The sequence below is a fragment of the Streptomyces sp. ISL-96 genome (assembly GCF_018614035.1).
Taxonomy (GTDB): Bacteria; Actinomycetota; Actinomycetes; order Streptomycetales; family Streptomycetaceae; genus Streptomyces.
Genome location: NZ_JAGGPA010000009.1, coordinates 57,368 through 77,444 on the forward strand (window position 1 = coordinate 57,368; position 20,077 = coordinate 77,444).

Below are 20,077 nucleotides of genomic sequence, written 5' to 3' on the forward strand. Positions count from 1 at the left end.
ACTCGATCGAAGACGCGGCGGCGTTCAGCGCGGAATCACCCAGTCCGGCGTCCATGTCCTGGCGGCGTCGTGGCCGGCCGCTGTGGCGGCGAGGTGGGCGCGGAGGGTGGCCAGCGCTGAGTGGGGGTTGTCGCGGTGCCAGAGGAGCGAGTGCGGGTAAACGGGCGTCGGGTCGGTCACCGGGATGCGGCGCAGGCCGTGGCCGGTGGGCCAGACGAGGCGGGTCTGCTCGCCCATGAAGGTGGCCAGGGCCGGGGTGTCGGCGATGGTGTCGAGGAGCGCGTCGGAGCCGAAGTTGGGGCCGGTCGCCTCGATGGTGAGGCCGAACTCGGCGATGAGGTCGTCATAGTAGGCGGCCCACTCGGTACCGGGGACGATGCCGGGCATCCAGATCCGGTGCCCGGTGAGCTGAGCGACGGTCACTGACCGGGCGCCCGCCAGGGTGTGGGCGGGGCCGGTGAGGAGCTGGAGCGGCTCGTCGAGCACCCGGACGGACTCGATGTCCGTGGGAAGGGGCCGGCCGGGCGCGGCGACGGCGCGGAAGGACGCGTCGATCGCACCGGACCGGATGGCGGCGACGGCCGTCTCGATGTCGAACAGCATCATCACGTCGAGCTCGATGTCGGGGTGTGCCTGGTGGAAGCCGCGCATCAGGCCCGACTGCGCGCTGCGCGAGGCGATTACGTCGACGCGCAGCGGACGGCGACCGGTGCGCACGGACGCGGCCGCGCGCTCGGCGACGCGCAGCAGCTCGCGCGCGTGGGGCAGGAACGCCTGCCCGTCGATGGTGAGCTCGGCGCCGCGCGGGGTACGGGTGAACAGCCGCACGCCGAGGTTGCGCTCCAGCGTGGCGATGCGCTTGGAGACGGCCTGCTGGGTGACCGCCAGCTCGGCGGCGGCCTCCTGGAACTGCCCCGCGTCGGCCGCGACGACGAAGGTCCGGACGGTGTCGAGGTCCATGCCGACACTCTATGACCACAACCGTAGGTTGTGGCTAGGTGGCCCTGCGGTTGTTTGATCCCAGGGTATGGAGCTCGCTTTGATGCTTCCGATCGTGGATCGGTTGTGCGAATGAGTGGCGAGGGGTGGCAGGCATGAGGAGCGGGCATCGGCTGGGGCGGCGGTTCGGGTGGCTCTGGGGAGCGTACGGAACCAGCGAGCTCGGCACGTGGCTCGCCTTCGGCGCGTTCCCGCTGATCGCCATCCAGGTGCTGCACGCCGGACCGGCCGAGGTCGCCGCGCTCTCCTCCGTAGGGGCTGCGGTGGGCGCGGCTGTGGCGGTGCCGCTCGGCCCGTGGGTGGAGTTCCGCCGCAAGCGGCCGGTGCTGATCGCGATGGACCTGGTGCGGTTCGCGGCGCTACTCACGATTCCCACCGCGTTCGCGCTCGGCGTGCTCACCTTTCTTCAGCTCCTGCTGGTCTCGGTCGTCGTCGCGGCGGCCGACATCACCTTCCGCGCCGCCTCCGGCGCGTACCTGAAGACGCTGCTGCCGGCCGAGGACCTGCTCATCGCCAACGCCCGATTCGAGTCGACGGCCTGGACGACCACGATCATCGGACCGCCGCTGGGCGGCGCGGCGATCGGGCTCCTCGGTCCGGTGGTGACGGTGGTGGCCGACGCGGTCAGCTACCTGCTCTCGGCCCTGGGCATCAGCGCGACGGGCGGGCACGAGCCGCAGCCCGAGCGCCGGGAGGCCGCGCGCATGCGGGCCGGGGACCTGCTCAACGGTTGGCGGCACATCCTCGCCGACGCGACTCTGCGTCCGCTGTTCTTCAACACCGCCTTGTTCAACGGCCTGGTGATGGCCACCCAGCCGCTGCTTGCCATCCTGATGCTCGGCCAACTCGGGTTCACACCGTGGCAGTACGGCCTCGCCTTCGCCGTGCCCTCGATTGGCGGCCTGCTCGGTTCAAGGCTGGCCCGACCGCTCGTCACCCGGTTCGGACAGCACCAGGTCCTCATCATGGCCGGGGCGCTGCGCGCGCTCTGGCCCGTCGGCCTGGCCTTCCTGGGGCCGGGCACCGGCGGTCTGCTGCTGGTGATCGGCGTCGAGCTCGGACTCATCTTCTGCTGCGGGGTCTTCAACCCCGTCTACGCCACCTACCGCCTCGAACGCACCGCGACCGACCGGGTCACCCGCACACTGTCCGCCTGGGCGGTGACGACCAAGGCCTCGACCGCGCTCCTGGCGGCCGTCTGGGGCGTGCTGGGCGGCTTACTCGGCCCGCGCACGGCCATCGGCCTGGCCGGCGTGCTCCTGCTGGCGACCCCGCTGCTGCTCCCCCGACACGACCACGCGCCACAGCACGAGCCGGGACCGGCGCGTAGCCGCACATGACACACCGCAACTCGCCACTGAAGCCCGCAGGCCGCAGCTGGTCCGCCGATCAGTGTCCGAGCTGACCAGGCACCACCAAGCAAGGCACCACCAAGCAAGGAGAACACTCGCGTGAGCACTGTCCCCGCACTTGACCCCGCGCACACCGCTCTTCTCGTCATGGACTACCAGCCCGCGATTCTGGCCCTTCTGCCGGAAGGCGGGGACTGCGAAGCCCTGCTCGGCCGCGTGGAAGGGGCCATCGCCGGCGTTCGCGCCACCGGCGGCACCATCGCCTACGTCCGCGTCGGCTTCACTGAGGCCGACTGGGACGCGATCCCGGCCACCAACAAGTCCTTCGCCCCGGTGGCCCAGCACCGTGTCATGCACCATGAGGACCCTGCCGCTGCCATCCACGAGCGCCTGGCTCCCCAGGACGGCGACATCATGGTGCGCAAGATCCGCTACGGCGGCATATCCACCACCGACCTCGACCAGCAGCTGCGCGAGCGCGGCATCACCACTCTGGTCGTCTCCGGCATCAGTACCAGCGGCGTCGTCCTGTCTACCGTCATCGACGCGGCCGACCGCGACTACCAGCTCTACGTCCTGTCCGACGGCGTCGCCGACCCTGATACCGAAGTCCACAATGTCCTACTCCATCGCGTCTTCCCCTCTCGGGCCCACATCATCGACACCGCTGAGTTGCACACCCTGCTGGGGGTCGACTGACTCGAACCGCCGAGCCGATCCCACCCACGGCCGCCGCATCCCAGGACCCGGCCCAGCAGCAGCCCAGAGCTCTCACAGGCCCCTACCGCGCCCGCCGCCGCGCGAAGCGGGTACGCGAAGCCGTTACGCCCTCCGCCGGTGTTTCGGCTCCCGGCACCCTACGAGCCGGTGACCAGCGCAAACGTCACCGCCGAGATAGCCACGGCGGTGACGGCCATCCGCACCGGGGTCATCCCTCTTCAGCCGCGTCCGGATCGCGCAGGGGCCGTAGCCCGCCGGGCAGCTCAGGCAGCGGGAGCGAGTACCGGCCGAGCATGTTGACGTGACCCGAGACAACTTCCGACCGTTCAGAGGATCGGCGGGCGGCCCAACCGGGTCATACGCCACACCGTGCGCCACTTCATCGGCCTGCGCGGACCGCAGGGCGTTCGGACGCCCTCGAGGAAACCGCCCCACCATGCCTTCAGCCCGGCCACGGAACGGATACGCGCCATCATGAGGGAGATCCACACGCCGAGATACACCGGGACCAAGGCGGCGGGGAGTCGGCGGCGGGCCAGCCACACCCTGTTCCGCGCGGTGAACCGGTAGTAGACCGCGTGCCGGGCCGGAGACGTCTTCGGATGCTGGAGGACGAGTTCGGGTTCGTACAGGATCTTCCAACCCGCATCGAGCGCACGCCAGGCCAAATCGGACTCTTCATGCCCGAAGAAGAACTCCGAAGCCCAGAGACCGGTCTCGTTGAGCATGGGCATCGAGAAGGCGTGCCCACCACCGAGGAATGCGGTCACCAGCCCACGGCGCATCGGATCGTCAGCCCGCAGCCGGGGTACCCAGCGCCGCTCAGTGTGTCCATGTTCATCGGCGACCCGGAACCCGATGATCCCCAGCCGGGGGTCCGCCGCGAACAGCTGCCGGACCTTGCGGAACACGTCGGCGGAGATGAGCAGGCCGTCGTCGTCCAGCTCGATGACGACGTCGACCTCGCCCGATTCGCGCAGCATCTCCAAGCCGACGTTACGGCCTCCCGGACAGCCCAGGTTCTTCTCAAGCGGGACCTTGGTCACGTTCGCCGCTACGTCTACGTCGGCGAGGGGAGTCGCATTGCCGATCAGCACCACTCGCACCGCAGGCACATCCTGCTTCTCCACCGAGGCGAGCAGAGCCGCCAACTCGCGCGGGCGAGTGCCCATCGTCACGATGACGACTCCAAGGCGCGGCAGTGACATAGCAGCGAACTCCAGTAGTCGGCGAAGATGCCGATGCTAGCCGCGAACGAAGCCCTCTCCGCACATCACACACATGCCTGCGAGGTAACTCTCCTGGTCACATGGCGCGAGCGCTCTTCGGAGGGAAGAAAACACGAGGAAACCGATCTCGCCTGGCGCGCGCTGGACGGCGGCTGGAAGATCCTCTACGAGCCGGAGCTGGTGCTTCAGCACCCGCGCACGTCCCCGGCCCGGCATGCGGTGTTCTACCGCATGACCGCACGGAACCGGGTCTGGATGGCCCGCCGTCATCTGCCCGCCCTTCTTGTGCCGGTCTACCTCGGGACGTGGGTCGCCCTCACGTTGGCCCGCACACGATCTGTGGCCGGTCTGCGGGCCTGGTTCGGCGGGTTCGTCGAGGGCGTGTACACGTCGTGCGGCGAGCGGCGGCCCATACGCTGGCGCACGGTGTGGCGCATGAGCCGTCTGGGGCGACCGCCGGTGATCTAACCGGCGCGGCTTGTCTCCCGTAGCCAGTCCGGTACGGACGGCGGGGTCTTCTGGTATCGGGCCGTCGCCGTACGGCTGGCGGAGAAGTGCGTCGAACAGGCCAAGCACCTGTCCGACCCGCGTGCCGTCTCGTACTACCAGACCACGTTGGCGGATGCCGCTGCCCACGACGGCGACCACGCCACCGCCACCCGAGCTCTCGGCGCCTCGCAGACCGCCATCGAACGCTCCGGCCTTGCGCCGGGCGAGTCGTGGGCCTCGCACTTCGACATCGGCCGGTGGGCCCACCACTCGGGGATGATCCTGGCTCAGCTGGGGGACTTCAACGGGGCGTCCGAGCACCTGCACCAGGCCCTCGAAATCCACGGCCTCGACCGCCGCCGCAGTCGCGCGATCGTCCTGGCCGACCTCGGCCAGGTCCAGCTCCGCCAAGGAGACCCGGACGCCGCCTTCGCCACCTGGGGCGACTTCGTGGTGTGCGCGGAGGGAATCAAGTCGGTCAAGGTCCACGACGCGGCCCAGGACATGCACGCCCGCCTCAGGCTATACGAGAGCGTTGCCGAAGCCCAGGAACTCCGCGACCGTGCCGCACGGTTGGTGCTGTGAATATCTGGAGCGAAATGGCTGTTTCGGCCGGATCGTAACTGCCGCGACCCGGTGGGCCGCGACCCGGTGTTCCGCGACGCAAAACACTTAAAAACTTGAGAGAAAGGAACCTTCCCAGCCCATCCCGTCTTTCATCACCCACACGGGTGATTGAGCGAATTCGGGTGTGATGCGAGGGAGTTGGCGGGCTAGTGTGCTGCCGCAGCAGACAACTCCAGAGACTTTGACGGCCACCGGCCGGGACGGCAATCCCGACCGGGGCCTCACCACCCAGGAAGTCGAGACCTTCCCCATGGCTGAGAAGAACCTTAGCGCGCCCGCGCGCTCCCGGTCCGGCGGTTCCGTCGCCGGCGTCCGGCACATCAAGTTCCGGCACACGGAACGCTTCACCGTGCTCGGCAACCACCTCACCCAGCACCCCGACCTGTCGCTGACCGCGATCGGCCTCGCCGCGCACATTCAGTCGCTGCCCGACGGGATCCGGATCGGCATCAAGGAGCTGGCGAAGAAATTCGCCGAGAGCGAGGCGCGGATCGCCGCCGCGCTGCGGGAGTTGGGTGCGTACGGCTATCTCGTGCGGTCCAAGGAGCGGACCGCCTCAGGGACGGTCGTGACCCGCACGGTCTTCTACGACAATCCGACGGCCGGGGTGCGGGCCGCCGTCGCGGACCTTGCCTGCGAGGCCGGGGAGCCGCCGGCCGATCCTCCGGCTGTGGAGGCGGCGGAGGGGCAGCCTCCGGTAGCCGCTCCGCCGCTCGTCGTGGATGTGGATGTGGATGTGGAGATGGGACCCCCGGCCATGGACACGGCCAAAACCCAGTTGCCGCTTCCCGTGCCTAAGTCCGAGCCCACTGCCGAAATCCACCGCACCGCCGCCGACCTTCTCGCGGGGCTCCGTGGCGTCGACCCCCGGCTCAGGCTCGCCCAGGCGGAGGTGCATCGGCTCGCGCCCGCCGTCGCCGCCTGGCTGGAGCGGGGCCTCAGCGTTACCGACGTACGCCGTGCGCTGCTGGAACGGTTGCCCGACGAGCCCATCCGTCATCCCGCCGGGCTCGTCGGGCACCGGCTGGCCGTACTGTTGCCGCCACCGCTCCCCGCCACGGCGGCGACGCGTTCCTTTTACGCCCTGCCACCCGTCCGCCGCGCCCCCTTCCAGACCTGCGACGGCTGCGAGCGTGCCTTCCGGTCCGAGAAGCGCGGCGAGAGGTGCCAGGACTGCCGCTTCGAGGGCGAGGGCGACGGTGAGGACGAGGCGCGGATCCGTGCCGTCATCGCGGCCGCCCTTGCCGCCTAGCGTGCGCCTACGCCGTCACCCCCGCCCCGTACAGCGCGTGCGCCGCGCGCAGCACCAGGTCGTCGCGGTGGCGCGCCGCCACCACCTGCAACCCGACCGGCAGCCCGTCGGCGTCCGTCCCGCAGGGCACGCTCGCCGCGGGCTGCTGGGTGAGGTTGAAGGGGTACGTGAACGGGGTCCAGCCGGTCCAGCGGCGGTGGCCCGATCCCCTGGGCACCTCCGCGCCCCCCTCGAACGCGGTGATCGGCAAGGTGGGCGTGACCAGCAGGTCGTACGCCGAGTGGAAGCGCCCCATGCGCCGGCCGAGATCCATGCGGACATCGACGGCCGCCAGATAGTCCAGCGCGCTGTACCGCGCCCCCATCCCCGCGATCTCCCGCAGGCCCGGATCCAGCAGCTCCCGCTGCTCCTTCCCGAAGTGCTGCACCACCCGCGCCGCCCCGCTGAACCACAGCGTGTGGAAGGCCTCCACCGGGTCCGCGAAGTCGGGGTCCGCCTCTTCGACGTACGCTCCCGCCTCGGCCAGCGCCCCCACCGCCGCACGCACCGCCGCCGCCACCTCCGGCCGTACCGCCACCTGCCCGCCGAAGGACGGCGAGTACGCCACCCGAAGCCCCTTCACCCCACCCTCCAGGGCCGCGGTCATGCTCCCGCCGCCCGGCGCCAGCTGCGACCAGTCGCGCCAGTCCGGCCCGCTGATGACGTCCATCAGCAGCGCCGCGTCCGCCGCGTCCCGCGTCATCGGGCCCACGTGCGCGAGTGTCCCGAACGGGCTCGACGGATACAGCGGCACGCGCCCGTACGTCGGTTTCAGCCCGAAGATCCCGCAGAAGGACGCCGGGATACGGACCGACCCCCCACCGTCCGTGCCGAGCGACAGCGCCCCCGCCCCCAGCGCCACTGCCGCAGCGCTGCCGCCGCTGGAGCCGCCCGCCGTGCGCGACGGATCGTACGGATTGCCGGTCACACCACTCAGCGGCGAGTCGGTCACACCCTTCCACCCGAACTCGGGCGTGGTCGTCTTGCCGAGGAACACCGCGCCGTGCTCCCGCAGCCGCGCGACGGACGGCGCGTCCTCGTCCCAGTCACCTGCCGCCCGTACGGCCCTGGAGCCCCGCAGCGTCGGCCCGCCCCGCATCAGCAGGATGTCCTTCACCGAGACCGGCACCCCGTCGACCAGACCCTGCGGTTCCTTCCTCCGCCACCGCGCGGCGGAGTCCTCCGCCTGCGCGAGGGCCTCTTCCGTGTCGACCCGGACGAAGGCGTTGACGAGCGGCTGTACGGCTTCGATCCGGGCCAGGGCGGCGCGGGTCGCATCGACGGGGGAGAACTCACCTTTCTCGTACCCGGCCAGCAGTTGTCGGGCGGTCAGTGCGCTCAGGTCAGTCATGCATGGGGACGTACCCACGTTTCTTGTCCACCACGTTCGGCAGAGGGCTTCCGGAGGCCCAAAGTTCATACAATTCAACGAATTGCGCGCCCAGCTCGTCGCGCCACCCGACCGTGTCCCCACTCATGTGCGGGGACACGATCAGCCCGGGCACATCCCACAGCGGGCTGTCCGGCGGCAGCGGCTCCTCGCCGAACACGTCGAGCGCCGCGCCCGCGATCCACCGCTTCCGGAGGGCCGCGACGAGGTCGTCCTCAACGACGAGCGGGCCGCGCCCCACATTGATGAAGCGGGCCGACGGTGGCATTACGCCGAATGCCGCCGCGTCGAACATCCCGCGCGTCGCGTCGGTCAGCGGCGCCGCGCACACCACCCAGTCGGCGCGTGAGAGCAACGGGGTCAGCTCGTGCGCGCCGTGCACGCCGGGGCGCGCGGTTCGACCGACCACAGCGGTCACAACCCCGATAGCCTGGAGGTGGCGCGCGATCTCCCGCCCGATGGGCCCGGAACCCACGATCACCGCTCTGCTCCCCGCCACGCGCAGGGTCTCCCGGTGGCGCCAGCGCCGCTGCCGCTGGAGCTCCAGCGTGCTGGGCAGGTCCTTCGCCATGGCGATGACCAGCCCCGATACGTACTCGGCGATGGGCAGATCGAAGATCCCGCGGGCGTTGGTCACCACCGTGTCCGACGCGACCAGTTCAGGGCACATGAGGTGGTCGACGCCGGCGCTGGCGGTGTGCACCCAGCGCGGCCGGGGTCCGTCGCCGGGCCACGCACGGCGTACCGCGTCGGAGGTGAAGTCCCAGACCAGAAGTACATCGGCGAGCGGCAGTTGACGGGCGAGCGTGGACTCGTCACCGTGCAGAATGCGGGCCCGTCCGGCCAGCCGGCCCAGGCGGGGCGGCGGGTCGGCGTCGAGGACAAGAAGGGTCTCTTCGGACATGGAGGCGAAACCCCTTCGACACGTCTGAGATGTACGGATTGATGTACGGATTGACCACGCTCGCACCCGAACCTACGGTCGTCAACACACGCACCTGGGGGCCGCATTGGACATCTCCTTCCTCGGCGGACCAAGGCCACAACGCGGCGTAGGCGTCGTGGCCCCCTTCGACTTCGCGCTGGACCGGGAACTGTGGCGCTGGGTCCCCGACGAAATCTCGCTGCACCTCACCCGGACCCCCTTCGTTCCCGTCGAGGTCAGCCTCGACCTGGCCCGGCTCGTCAGCGAGCACGAGACGCTGCGCGAGGCGGTGCGGGCGCTTACCGCGGTGGCGCCCGAAGTCGTCGCGTACGCCTGTACGTCGGGGAGCTTCGTCGGCGGAGTGGCCGGCGAACGCGCCATGTGCACGGCGATGACCCAGGCCGGGGAGCTGCCCGCGGTCACCACGTCGGGCGCGCTGCTCGACGCCCTCGGCGAGATGGGGGCGCGGCGGATCGCGCTCGTCACCCCGTACACCGAATCAGTGACGAGCTCGCTGGAGGAATATCTCGGGCAGGCGGGGATAGCGGTCACTGGACGCGCTTTCCTCGGACTGACCAGTCACATCTGGAAGGTCCCCTACCGGGATGTGGTCGACATGGCCCGACAGGCGGTGGTGGGGGCGGCCGACTGCCTCTTCATCAGCTGTACGAATCTTCCGACGTACGACGTGATTCCGCAGCTGGAGGCGGAGCTGCGGATGCCGGTGCTCTCCGCGAACCAGGTCACGATGTGGTCCGCGCTGCGGCGGATCGGGGCGTGCGCCGTGGGGCCGTACCAGCAGCTGCTGATCGACGAGGCGGCGCGCACCCAGGCGCAGGCGCAGGGGCAGGCGCGGGAAGAGCCAGAGCCCCAGCGGCCCCGGCAACAGGAAGGATGGTCATGACAGCGGTCGGGTTTCTCTACCCAGGTCACTCCGCGGAGGACGACTACCCGCGGATCGAGATGCTGCTGCTGGACAGCGATGTGCGGCTGTACGTCGTCCACACCGACATCGGTGAGGACGCGCACCGGGTCGACGCCCTCCTGGAGATGGGCTCGCCGGCGCGTCTTGCGGCCAAGGTGGAGGAACTGCGGCTGGCGGGCGCGGAGGCGGTGGTGTGGGCCTGCACGAGCGGCAGCTTCGTCTTCGGCTGGGACGGCGCGCACGAACAGGTCCGGTCATTGGCGCGGGCGGCGGGCCTGCCGGCGTCCAGCACGTCGTTCGCGTTCGCCCACGCGGTACGGGAGGTGGGGGCGGCCCGGGTCGCGGTCGCGGCGACGTACCCCGACGACGTGGCGGCGTACTTCACCGACTTCCTCAAGGCGGCAGGCATCGAGGTGGTCGCGGCGCGCGGCAGCGGCATCATCACGGCGGCCGAGGTGGGCAGGTGGGGCCGGGAGGAGGTCCTGGAGCTGGCCCGCGCGGGCGACCATCCGGACGCGGAGGCGGTGCTGCTGCCGGATACGGCGCTGCATACGGCGGCGTACATCCCGGAGCTGGAGGAGGCGCTGGGCAAGCCGGTCCTCACGGCGAACCAGGTCACGGTGTGGGAGGGCTTGCGGCTGGCGGGCCGCCGGGCCCGCTCAAAGCGCCTGGGCACGCTGTTCGCCACCCGGGAGTAGCCGCCTGCGGCGGGCCTCTGGGGGCGCTGCCCCAGGCCCTGGTCCTCAATCGCCGGACGGGCTGGAGTGGCCAGGGCAGGCCGAGCAACTGGGGCTCCGCCCCAGACCCCGCTCCTCAAACGCCGGAGGGGCTGGAGTTGCCCAGGGGACTCATCCGAGCTGAGGGCTTCGCCCCAGCTCGGACGTTGCCGCGCTCCGTGCATTGCCGCGCTCTGGGACTCCAGTTCAGCAAAATCCAGCCCGTCCGGCGCAGGCGATCCGGGCCGCCCCACCCCGGGGAATAACCGGAGCCCCCCTCCTGTTGGCGCACTCGGTGCACGCACCGCACCGCACGCACACACCCCAGGAGGAACCACCGGTGGACGCGATCCGAGGCACGGCGAGCGGAAGCGCGCCAGTACCCCTTTCCGTACTCGACCTGGCCACAGTCGGCCACGGCACCACCGCCACCGACGCCCTGCGCACCAGCGTCGCCATCGCCCGCCAGGCCGAGACCCGCGGCTTCCACCGCTACTGGGTCGCCGAGCACCACTCCATGCCCGGCGTCGCCAGCTCCTCCCCGGCAGTGATCCTGGCCCACATCGCCGCCCACACCGACCGCATCCGCCTCGGCTCCGGCGGTGTCATGCTGCCCAACCACGCACCGCTGGTCATCGCCGAACAGTTCGGCACCCTCGAAGCCTTCGCCCCCGGCCGCGTCGACCTGGGCCTCGGCCGCGCCCCCGGCACGGACGGCGCCACCGCAGCCGCACTCCGCCGCGGCGAACGACGCAACGAAGGCGCCGACGACTTCCCCCAGCAGCTCGCCGAGCTGACCCGCTTCCTCGACGACGACTTCCCGGACGGCCACCCCTACGCCCGCATCCACGCGGTCCCCGGCCCCGTCCAGGGCCCCGCCGCCCGCCCCCCGATCTGGCTGCTCGGATCCTCCGGCTTCAGTGCCCGCCTCGCCGCCACTCTCGGCCTGCCGTTCGCCTTCGCCCACCACTTCTCGGCGCAGAACACCATCCCGGCGCTCGACCTCTACCGCGAGTCGTTCCGCCCCTCGGCCGTCCTCGACGCCCCGTACGCCCTCATCGGCGTATCGGCGCTCGCCTCGGACGACGAGAAGGAGGCCCGCCGTCAGGTCCTCACCGGCGCCCTGTCGATGGTCCGCCTGCGCACCGGCCGCCCCGGACTGATCCCGACGCCCGAAGAGGCGGCGGCGTACAACTTCAGCTCCCTGGAGCGCGAGTTCGTCGACAGCTGGCTCGGCAACGTCGTCCACGGGACCCCGTACGAGGTCCGCACCGGCCTCGACGACCTGGCCAAGCGCACCGGCGCGGACGAGCTGATGATCACGGCGAACGCCCACGGCGGCGACGCCCGCCTGCGCTCGTACGAACTCATCGCGGACGCGTACGGCCTGCCCAGGGCGTAACGCGTAACCGCCCGGCGATCGCCGTCAGACCCGCTGCGGACTGACGGCGATCATCGCGGCGATACGCTCCGGCGTCACCGCCCGCGAGTACAGCCACCCCTGCCCCGTGTCGCAGCCGATCTGCCGCAGCCGCGCCGCCTGCCCCGACGTCTCCACGCACTCCGCCGTGACCGTCAGCCCCAGCCGGTGCGCGAGCTGCACCAGCGCCTCGACAATCGTTTCATCAGCGGGATTCGCATGCGCCTCGTCCTGGAAGCCGCGCACGAACGACCCGTCCAGCTTGAGCACCGAGACGGGCAGCCGGCTCAGATACGCGAGATTCGAGTAGCCGGTCCCGAAGTCGTCGATCGCGATGTGTACGCCCATGTCGCTCAGCGCCTGCAAGGCCTGCAGCGGCCGTCCCGCCGAGCCCATCACCGCGGACTCGGTCAGCTCCAGTTGCAGCAGATGCGGCGCGAGCCCCGTCTCGGCGAGGATCTCGGCGACATCGGCGACCAGATCCGAATCCCACACCTGGCGCACGGCGACATTGACGCTGACGAAGATCGGCGGGGTGCCGGGGTGTGCGATCTGCCACTGCCGGGCCTGCCGGCACGCGGTCCGCAGCACCCACCGGCCGAGCTGGACGATCGAGCCGTCCTCCTCGGCAATCGAGATGAACCGATTCGGCGCCAGCGTCCCGAACTGCGGGTGTTTCCAGCGGACCAGCGCCTCAACCCCCCGTACGCCGCCGCCCTCCAGGTCCACCAGCGGCTGGTACTCCAGGTTGAACTCGCCGCGCTCGACGGCCGGGCGCAGCGTGCTCGACAGTGCCTGGCGGGTCATGCGGTGGGCGTTGCGCTCGGGGTCGAAGAGCGTCCAGCGCGCCTTGCCGTCCGCCTTCGCCCAGTACAGCGTCGTGTCGGCGGCCTGCATCAGACAGGTCGCGGTGGTCCCGGCCGCCGGCCGCTCCACGACTCCGATGGACGCGGACACCGCCAGCCGCTGCCCGCCGAGGTCGAAGGGCTGCTGAAGGGCGGTCAGTACGGCCTGGGCGAGGTCGGCGAGCTGTTCCGTACCGGTGGAGTCCTCGACGAGCAGCGCGAACTCGTCGCCGCCGAGCCGCGCGACCAGATGGCCGCCGGCCCGCGCGTAGCCGTACTGGTCGGCGCACCTGGCCAGCCGCGAGGCCACGGCGGTCAGCAGCCGGTCGCCGACGCGGTGGCCGAGCGTGTCGTTGACGGCCTTGAACCCGTCGAGGTCGAGATAGCAGACGCCGATCCGGCCGGTGCCCCCGTCACGCCCGTGGCCGTATGCCGAATTCTCCAGCGCGGAGGTGAGGCGCTCGAAGAAGAGCGTGCGGTTCGGGAGCCGGGTCACCGGGTCGTGCATCTGGAGATGGCGCAGCCTGGCCTGGAGCTCACGCCGGTCGCTGGTGTCCGCGACCGACAGCAGGACGGTGCCGCTGTCCGGTACGGGCGTGAGGGTGACCTCGGCCCACAGCGAGCGACCGTCCGGGTGTTTGATCCTGCGCGTGCAGCGGAAGCGGGCGCGCCGGCCGGCGAGGACTTCGAGGTAGGCGTGGAAGCTGCGGGCGTCGGACGCCAGGTCGAGGAGGTCCGCGGCGGACTGTTCACGCAGCTGGAGGGTTTCGGTGCCGAGGAGCTCGGCGAGGGAGGGGTTGGCGGTGACGACGAGGCCCTGGCGGTCCACGAGGGCCATGGCGAGGTGCGCGGCGTTCCAGGCCGCCCGGTAGTCGCGCAGCTCGGACGCTGAGCGACCGGCGCCATTACTCTGTGTGACGGTCGGCCGGGTCGTGTCGGGTGCTGAACCGGGTCCTTCGGAGGTTCCGCTCACCGCTCGCTCCCGCAGGGCATTGATCATTTTGTGATCGCTTACAGAGGTCGTCGGGGTTGTCGGCGGGGTGGGGGACCACCGCCCGGGGCGGATTCCACGCAGGAAAGTGTGCCGATCATAGAGGCTGCCGGGAGGGCCGATCCAGCTACGCCGCCGTGACCCCGAGCGCGAGGCGGCTGCGGGCGATCGTTTCTGCACAAGTGCGCCTTGCGGTGTTCCTACGTGATCGATTGTGACTTTCCGTGATCCCGTCGGGGTGTCGGCCCACCGGAGGCCGCCAGAGGTGCTGGTCACCCGTGTGGGGCAGTGGAACAGGGCGTATCACACGAAACCCGAACAATGTGGGTGGCGTGCCCCGTATTTCCGTACCCGGAGGTCGACGTGGTCCGCCAGCAGACACCCGGGGGAGCCGGCCCCCGAGCCGACCCGTCCCGCCGATGCCGACGCGAGCGCCTGCGCAGTACGGCCGCCGTGTTCACCTCCCTCACGGCGCTCGCCGCCACCTCGCTCGTCGCGGGCCCCGCGGTGGCGGCACGGGGCGACGGGCCGTGCGTGCTGACGCGCACCGCGGCGCACCACTCGCTGGGCCTCGACACCTGGAACCCGGCCTACCCGCGCCCCCTGCACACCCTCAACGCGGTCATGATCTTCCTGGCCTTCCCCGACTCGGTCCCCACGACCTCCCCGGACGAGCTCGCGGCCGACTACTTCCCGGGCACCAGCGACTTCTTCCGGCGCGCCTCGTACGGCAAATTCGCACTGCGGGCGCACCCGCAGCGCGACTGGGTCGAGATGCCGCAGGACTCCACGGCGTACGGGATAGAGCGCGACTGGGACGCCGGGCGGCGCTCGGCGTACCTGCGCGACGCGGTGGCCGCGGCGGACGGCCAGGTCGACTTCACCCACTACGACATCGTCTATCTCGTCGCCGACCCGGACGCGCCCGGCGTCGACTCGGACGCGACCAAGGTCGTCAACTTCGACAAGCCGCTGCACGCCGACGGCCGGGACATCAAGCGCATCGTCACCGTTTTCGAGCAGCACCCGCCGGACCGCAACGTGCTGGCCCACGAGACGGGCCACGTCTTCGACCTCCCCGATCTCTACCACCGGCCGGTGGACGGCAAGGGGGACTGGGACACGTACGTCGGCGACTGGGACGTCATGGGAAGTCAGTTCGGGCTCGCCCCGGAACTCTTCGGCTGGCACAAGTGGAAGCTCGGCTGGCTGGACCGGCGGCAGGTGGCCTGCGTGGAGGAGGCCGGCCCGACCCGGCTCACGCTGGAGCCGCTGGCGGCGGAGCACCCCCGCGGTGCGACGGGCGGTACGCGGCTCGCGGTCGTACGGACCGGGAAGGGCGGCGTCCTGGCCGTCGAGGCGCGCAGCGGGGCGGGAAACGACGAGTCGCTGTGCACGGAGGGCGTGCTGATCTACCGGGTGCGCAACGGGGCGGCCTCGGGCGGCGGGCCGATCGAGGTGGTGGACGCACACCCGGAGACCGACGCGTGCTGGGACCGGTCGGTGTACCCGCCGCTGGCGGACGCGCCGGTGGCGGAGGGGGAGACGTTCACGGTGCCGGGGGAGGGGACCCGGGTGGAGGTGGCGGAACGTACGAGGTCGGGGGCGTGGACGGTACGGATCACACCCGGCGTCTGACCTGGCACGCGGTCCGGGCAACGAAAAAGCCCCTCGCTCTCGCGAGGGGCTTTTCCCGTCTGTGCGCCGCCAGGGACTCGAACCCCGGACCCGCTGATTAAGAGTCAGCTGCTCTAACCAACTGAGCTAGCGGCGCCTGCTGACGTCGTAGACATTAGCACCCTGTTCGGCGGGAGGAAAAATCGATATCCGGGCCTTGGCGGTCTGGCTGGGGCGGGCCGCCCGTACGCACGCCCAGAGCATCGCCTCGGGGCCCGGCAGCCACGGATGGCGCACGTCGGGGGCGACCAGCCAGCGCGGTCCCGCGCCGGCGGGGGCGGCCGGTTCACTGAGCGGGGGGACGGTCACGGCGTCGCCCGAGCCGTGACACAGGACCGGCGGCGGCACGGCGCCTTTCGCGCCGCCCCCGGCGGTGTCTCCCGTACGTCCCCACTCCTCCCAGGTGAGCAGCGAGGGGAGCCGGTGGGCGGTGCCGGGGCAGGTGAAGAGCAGCATGCGGCCGCGGTGGGTGGCGACGGGGCCGGAGCCGGGCCCGTCCGCCCATAACCGGTCCAGCATGCGCCGGCCGAAGACCGCGGGGACGCTCACGACGTCGAACGTGGAACCGCAGGGCAGGACGCAGGGGTCGGTGGGGCGCGTCTCCCAGAGCGAGAGGGTGCTGCGCGGGTACGCGGCGGCGGAGGCGAGCCAGGCCGCTCCGGCGGCGGTGACGTGGGCGGGGGTGTTGGAGTGCGCGTAGGCGCTGTACTGGGGGACGTCGTTTTGCTTGCAGGCGGTCATGGCGCCTACATCTACCGGCAGTAGCCGTTCCGTTTCGGTTAGTTGCCGGAAAACGGGACAGGGCGGGGCGGCAGGGGGTATCTTGCGGCCAGGCATATGCCACAAGCCTTTGGCTGTGCGGTTACGGATGCTTGCCGTTACGGGTGCTTGGGGCCGCGCAGCAGGTCCCGGCCGAACTCGACCATCTTCTTGGCGTAGTCCTCGGTCCAGTCGGCGCGTTGCGCGATGTCCGCCGGGGACAGCCGGTCGAAGCGCTTGGGGTCGGCGAGCTGGGCGGCCGCGATGGCCTGGTACTCGGTGGCCCGGTCGGCCGCGGTCCGGAACGCGAGCGTCAGCTCCGTGGCACGTTCCAGCAGCTCACCGGGGTCCTCCATCGACTCCAGGTCGAAGAAGTGCTCGGGATCGGCGGCTGCCTCCGAAGGCTCGAAGAGCAGCGGCGCGGGGCGCAGTCGCCGCTCGGTGCGCTCGGGTTCCGCCATGGGTTTTCCTTCCCTCTCGCGGCCATGCGTGCTCGATGGCCACCGTCCATTGTCCCGGACCGTGCAAGTACGCCTCGGGCAGGCGGCGTCGCCTGCGGCGGAGCCCCAGTTCGGGAAGGGGCGGGGTGGGGAAAAGATCCGTCACCCCCGGTACCGCACCCGGTGTTCCGCCAGGTGCGCCAGCACCGCGTGATTCGCCTCCCACCCCTCAGATTCCAAGATCACCATGTAGCCTCGAAGGAGACCAGTACATAGGGGGAACGACATGCCGTACAAGCCGTCACCTGGGGGGCGCCATGAGAAGCGGAAACCCGTACAGGGGTGAAGGATGGCTCCCCTGCGGTCCATGTCGCTTTGAACTCAGGGTGTTACCCCCGTGGTGCACGGAGCGTGACCAGCGGGGGGCGTCTCGAAAACCATGGTTAATGAGACGTCTCGGTGATGGCCGCCAGAGTGCTCCAGGGGTGTCCAAAACCCGTCTCGAAACATGCTCCAGGCTCTTGAGATTCTGAGACGAGTTATGAGACTGTCTGGATATGACGAAGGCTTCAACGGCAACAGGTCACTTGATCGGGTATGCCAGGGTCTCCACCGATGCCCAGGAAGCGCAGCTACAGCTCGATGCGCTGGACGCTGCGGGATGCTCCCGGATCTTCATCGACAAGGCCTCGGGCAAGAGCATGGAGCGGCCGGAACTCAAGGCGGCCTTGGACTACCTCAGGGGCGGAGACTCGCTCTGCGTGTGGAAGCTGGACCGCTTCGCACGTTCCCTCATCGACCTGGTGGGGGTGGTGGACCAGCTTGCCCAACGGGGCATTGGCTTCAAGGTGTTGACCGGTGCACTGGCCAACATCGACCCGAACACCCCGGACGGCCGCCTCATGCTCCAAGTCATCGGAGCCATGGCGGAGTTCGAGCGGGCACTCATTCGAGAGCGCACCAAGGCCGGACTGGAAGCGGCCAAGGCGCAGGGGCGAACTGGAGGGCGGCCCGCGGTCATCACTGATGACATGCTCACGGTGGCCAAGGCCCGGAAGGCCAAGGGTGAGAGCGTAAGTGCCATCGCCAAGGCTCTCGGAGTCTCAAGGGCCACCCTGTATCGGTACCTCGATGAGAGCGGCTGAGATGGGCGCACAGCGACGGGCGGGCCACACCAGTGGACGGGGTACGGCTACCCCTTCACTCCGACTTGTCCGATCGGGGGACGCGTAGCCCGCTCCCATCGCGTCGCGCCGACTCGATCACGGGAGAGCGGGAGTTCTTCGGGTGCTGGTTTTGGGGGAGCAACTTCCGCAGGGACTCGGGGATCATCGGGGTAATAACGTGGAACACGGCCGACCCTTTCCTAGTCGGGGCAATCGGTGGCGTGTCGGTAGACGACTGTGGGCGGTCCGGACGTGCGCTGATGTTCGCAACGACGTACCGGCTCAAGCTGTTTGATCACCTTCCGGCACGCGGAGCACCGGCTTTTGGCAGGTGCGTACGTGACGTACTCATAGGTGTCTTCGCTGGCTTTCGTAGTGCTCGCCATTGCGTGGGCCTCCCCGGCTTGTCTCTCCGGGGTCCATCGTGGGACCGGGATTGAACTGCGCCTAGCTGCTTTCCTGTTGAGGCAAGTACCCATCTCGGATGGAATCCACCAGGGTCCGCATCGGGTCTCCGTGCAACGCGACAGAGGAGAACCGTTCGAAGGTGTCGACGTAGGTCTGTACGTCTTTCGGGTCGCGGGTGGTGATCTCGGAGTGGAACGTTTCCACGATCACCAGCCGGTCGTCGTGCAGGCTGAAGCACGTCATGGGGAAGTCAGGCATCCGGCCCGCCAGGGGAACAACTCCCATGGCCACGTTGGGGAGTCGAGAGAACGAAACCAGTCGGTCCAGCTGTAGCGCCATGATCAGAGGCTCACTGATCAGCCACCGGAGAACGTGCTCACAGATCAGGAAGTGGAACGACCGGTCAGGGTCGTACAGGGCTGCCTGCCGCTCCAGGCGGGCAGCGACGGTCTTGACCCGCGTCTCATCCGGCAAGGCCGGGGGCAGGCTGAAGACGGCATTGGCGTACTCGGGTGTCTGAAGTAGGCCAGGGATGAGCTGTCCCTGGAAGAGCCTGAGCGCGCTGGTGCTGGCTTCAATGGCTTGGATGGTCTTCTGGTGCTTCCACGGGCCCATGCGGCGAAGCAGGCGCCACGCTGTCGCTTCTGTGGCTTCCGTGCGAGCAGTGGCCAGGAACTGTTCCTTCGCCTCAGCCGAGATGCCGAGCGCGGTCAGGATGAGGTCGACGTCTTGGACGGTCGGCCGTACCTTGCCTGTTTCGAGCTTGGACAGCTTGCCGGCGGACATGGAGGCCCTGCGGGCGACTACGTCACCGGTGAGTCCCGATGCTTCTCGCAGTGTCCGTAGGGCTGTCCCCAGTGATTCCGTCAAGGTTGCGGCGCTCCCCCTCCCGCGTGGTGCCGCTCCCAGTAGTTCGCGAACGGCACAGCAGCGGCCAGGGCCCGGTCGCGGTACTCCTGGTACTCGGGAAGCCGCTCCGGGGGCAGCAGCTCGCCACCGATGAATGCCCCGGCTTCGGTGTAGTGCATCCGGTAGACCGCTGTGTCGTCGAAGAGCCAGAAGTCATGGTCAGGGAGCCCTGTGACCGGCTGCTCTGTCTGGTCGATGATCCCGATGGACTCACCGGCCTTGATGTTGCCCGGATATGCGGCCAGCTCATACCGCAGGTAGTCCGTGAGCGGTGATTGTAGGACGTGCACGCGTGCCACGTGCTTGCCCTTGTCGGTCATGGACCGCACCCAAGGGTTGTCAGTCCACTCAGGGCCCATGCCCTCACCCGCGAGGAACCGCGCGATCTCCTCGCGTTCCTCCTCCACGTCGTACTCGTCCAAGGTCTCCAGTCGGAACGCTGTCCGCTCGAAGGTGTCGAAAAGGGCCCCGAATTCTTCACCGCTGAGCATTGGCGAAGTACTCCTCAAGCACTGCGGCAGGGACGTGTACTGCGGTCTCCCCTTCGGGCAAGTCCATCTGCGCCAGTTCGGCAGGGTCAGTGACCACGTAGCCCTGCACCACGTAGTCACCGTTCGCGGTCTTGGTCCACAGGGTCGGGCATGTGCCGTTCTTACAGGACGGGTCTCCGGACAGCTTCCGCAGCGGCTCAGTCATCGTGACGTCCCCTCATGTCGTCGGATGCGTTCGATGCTTCCGACCGGGTGGGAGCAAGGTCAAGGCCCTGAGCTTTCCAGAACGGGAAACCCCGGAGGGCTCA

At 69.7% G+C, this 20,077-nt stretch carries 19 protein-coding genes, 1 tRNA gene and 1 pseudogene; 10 read left to right on the top strand and 11 right to left on the bottom strand.

Translation table 11 applies throughout. The features are described 5' to 3' along the window. Positions 1–24: 24 nt before the first annotated feature. The gene (locus tag J7E96_RS06070) at positions 25–960 is read right to left on the bottom strand and encodes a LysR family transcriptional regulator (protein WP_215128215.1); all 936 of its coding nucleotides are present in this window, start codon (positions 958–960) and stop codon (positions 25–27) included. A gap of 134 nt (positions 961–1,094) precedes the next feature. On the opposite strand from J7E96_RS06070, the gene J7E96_RS06075 reads away from it, so the two are divergent. Together J7E96_RS06075 and J7E96_RS06080 are read left to right on the top strand one after the other, a co-directional pair. Beyond that, the gene (locus tag J7E96_RS06075; protein ID WP_215128217.1) at positions 1,095–2,339 is read left to right on the top strand and encodes an MFS transporter; all 1,245 of its coding nucleotides are present in this window, start codon (positions 1,095–1,097) and stop codon (positions 2,337–2,339) included. 111 nt (positions 2,340–2,450) lie between these two features. Beyond that, positions 2,451–3,050 carry a cysteine hydrolase family protein gene (locus J7E96_RS06080; protein WP_215128219.1) on the top strand — a complete coding sequence of 200 codons (600 nt, stop codon included), beginning with the start codon at positions 2,451–2,453 and terminating at the stop codon, positions 3,048–3,050. A gap of 347 nt (positions 3,051–3,397) precedes the next feature. Here the strand turns inward: J7E96_RS06080 and J7E96_RS06085 are convergent, their stop codons facing one another. Next, positions 3,398–4,279, bottom strand: a complete 882-nt coding sequence (locus J7E96_RS06085) for a glycosyltransferase family 2 protein (RefSeq protein WP_215128221.1) — start codon at positions 4,277–4,279, stop codon at positions 3,398–3,400. A 132-nt stretch (positions 4,280–4,411) separates the two neighbouring features. Here J7E96_RS06085 and J7E96_RS06090 point away from each other — a divergent pair. The 3 genes and pseudogenes from J7E96_RS06090 to J7E96_RS06100 form a co-directional block, all read left to right on the top strand. Then, positions 4,412–4,768: pseudogene (locus J7E96_RS06090) on the top strand (glycosyltransferase family 2 protein); the annotation flags it as partial. A 147-nt stretch (positions 4,769–4,915) separates the two neighbouring features. Continuing rightward, positions 4,916–5,374 (top strand): tetratricopeptide repeat protein, encoded by a 459-nt coding sequence (locus J7E96_RS06095; protein WP_251069482.1) that lies wholly within the window; start codon positions 4,916–4,918, stop codon positions 5,372–5,374. Between the two features lie 292 nt (positions 5,375–5,666). Further along, positions 5,667–6,668, top strand: coding sequence for a helix-turn-helix domain-containing protein (locus J7E96_RS06100; protein ID WP_215128223.1), 1,002 nt, complete (start codon positions 5,667–5,669; stop codon positions 6,666–6,668). Between the two features lie 7 nt (positions 6,669–6,675). Here J7E96_RS06100 and J7E96_RS06105 read toward each other — a convergent pair whose 3' ends face one another. After that, positions 6,676–8,058, bottom strand: coding sequence for an amidase (locus J7E96_RS06105; protein WP_215128225.1), 1,383 nt, complete (start codon positions 8,056–8,058; stop codon positions 6,676–6,678). Beyond that, positions 8,051–9,001, bottom strand: coding sequence for a D-2-hydroxyacid dehydrogenase (locus J7E96_RS06110; RefSeq protein ID WP_215128227.1), 951 nt, complete (start codon positions 8,999–9,001; stop codon positions 8,051–8,053). Before J7E96_RS06110 ends, J7E96_RS06105 begins: the two co-directional genes overlap by 8 nt. Positions 9,002–9,107: 106 nt before the next feature. Here J7E96_RS06110 and J7E96_RS06115 point away from each other — a divergent pair, with 106 nt between their 5' ends. The 3 genes from J7E96_RS06115 (at position 9,108) to J7E96_RS06125 (ending at position 12,065) form a co-directional block, all read left to right on the top strand. Further along, positions 9,108–9,926, top strand: coding sequence for a decarboxylase (locus J7E96_RS06115; protein ID WP_215128229.1), 819 nt, complete (start codon positions 9,108–9,110; stop codon positions 9,924–9,926). Further along, positions 9,923–10,645 (top strand): aspartate/glutamate racemase family protein, encoded by a 723-nt coding sequence (locus J7E96_RS06120; protein WP_215128231.1) that lies wholly within the window; start codon positions 9,923–9,925, stop codon positions 10,643–10,645. Before J7E96_RS06115 ends, J7E96_RS06120 begins: the two co-directional genes overlap by 4 nt. Positions 10,646–11,003: 358 nt before the next feature. After that, positions 11,004–12,065 (top strand): LLM class flavin-dependent oxidoreductase, encoded by a 1,062-nt coding sequence (locus J7E96_RS06125; protein WP_308295856.1) that lies wholly within the window; start codon positions 11,004–11,006, stop codon positions 12,063–12,065. Between the two features lie 24 nt (positions 12,066–12,089). Here J7E96_RS06125 and J7E96_RS06130 read toward each other — a convergent pair whose 3' ends face one another. Then, positions 12,090–13,901: a putative bifunctional diguanylate cyclase/phosphodiesterase gene (locus J7E96_RS06130; protein WP_374196639.1), complete on the bottom strand. Its 1,812-nt coding sequence runs from the start codon at positions 13,899–13,901 to the stop codon at positions 12,090–12,092. 339 nt (positions 13,902–14,240) lie between these two features. Between J7E96_RS06130 and J7E96_RS06135 the strand changes: the two genes are divergently transcribed. Next, the gene (locus J7E96_RS06135) at positions 14,241–15,557 is read left to right on the top strand and encodes a M6 family metalloprotease domain-containing protein (protein ID WP_215128236.1); all 1,317 of its coding nucleotides are present in this window, start codon (positions 14,241–14,243) and stop codon (positions 15,555–15,557) included. A 62-nt stretch (positions 15,558–15,619) separates the two neighbouring features. Here the strand turns inward: J7E96_RS06135 and J7E96_RS06140 are convergent. The 3 genes from J7E96_RS06140 to J7E96_RS06150 form a co-directional block, all read right to left on the bottom strand. Further along, positions 15,620–15,693: transfer RNA gene (locus J7E96_RS06140), tRNA-Lys, on the bottom strand. Next, positions 15,684–16,337, bottom strand: a complete 654-nt coding sequence (locus tag J7E96_RS06145) for a hypothetical protein (protein ID WP_215128238.1) — start codon at positions 16,335–16,337, stop codon at positions 15,684–15,686. Before J7E96_RS06145 ends, J7E96_RS06140 begins: the two co-directional genes overlap by 10 nt. Before the next feature lie 137 nt (positions 16,338–16,474). Beyond that, positions 16,475–16,816, bottom strand: coding sequence for a hypothetical protein (locus J7E96_RS06150; protein WP_215128240.1), 342 nt, complete (start codon positions 16,814–16,816; stop codon positions 16,475–16,477). Positions 16,817–17,352: 536 nt separating this feature from the next. On the opposite strand from J7E96_RS06150, the gene J7E96_RS06155 reads away from it, so the two are divergent. Further along, complete coding sequence (locus J7E96_RS06155) at positions 17,353–17,940, top strand: recombinase family protein (protein ID WP_215128242.1); 588 nt, start codon at positions 17,353–17,355, stop codon at positions 17,938–17,940. A 468-nt stretch (positions 17,941–18,408) separates the two neighbouring features. Here the strand turns inward: J7E96_RS06155 and J7E96_RS06160 are convergent, their stop codons facing one another. From J7E96_RS06160 to J7E96_RS06170, 3 genes are read right to left on the bottom strand one after another with little or no spacing between them, the layout of a single operon-like run. Further along, positions 18,409–19,239, bottom strand: coding sequence for a helix-turn-helix transcriptional regulator (locus J7E96_RS06160; RefSeq protein WP_215128244.1), 831 nt, complete (start codon positions 19,237–19,239; stop codon positions 18,409–18,411). Further along, entirely contained in the window at positions 19,236–19,769 is a 534-nt protein-coding gene (locus tag J7E96_RS06165; RefSeq protein WP_215128245.1) for a DUF6879 family protein, read from the bottom strand. The genes J7E96_RS06160 and J7E96_RS06165 overlap by 4 nt, the downstream gene beginning before the upstream one ends. Beyond that, positions 19,756–19,974, bottom strand: a complete 219-nt coding sequence (locus J7E96_RS06170; protein ID WP_215128248.1) for a hypothetical protein — start codon at positions 19,972–19,974, stop codon at positions 19,756–19,758. Before J7E96_RS06170 ends, J7E96_RS06165 begins: the two co-directional genes overlap by 14 nt. Between the last annotated feature and the right edge of the window lie 103 nt (positions 19,975–20,077).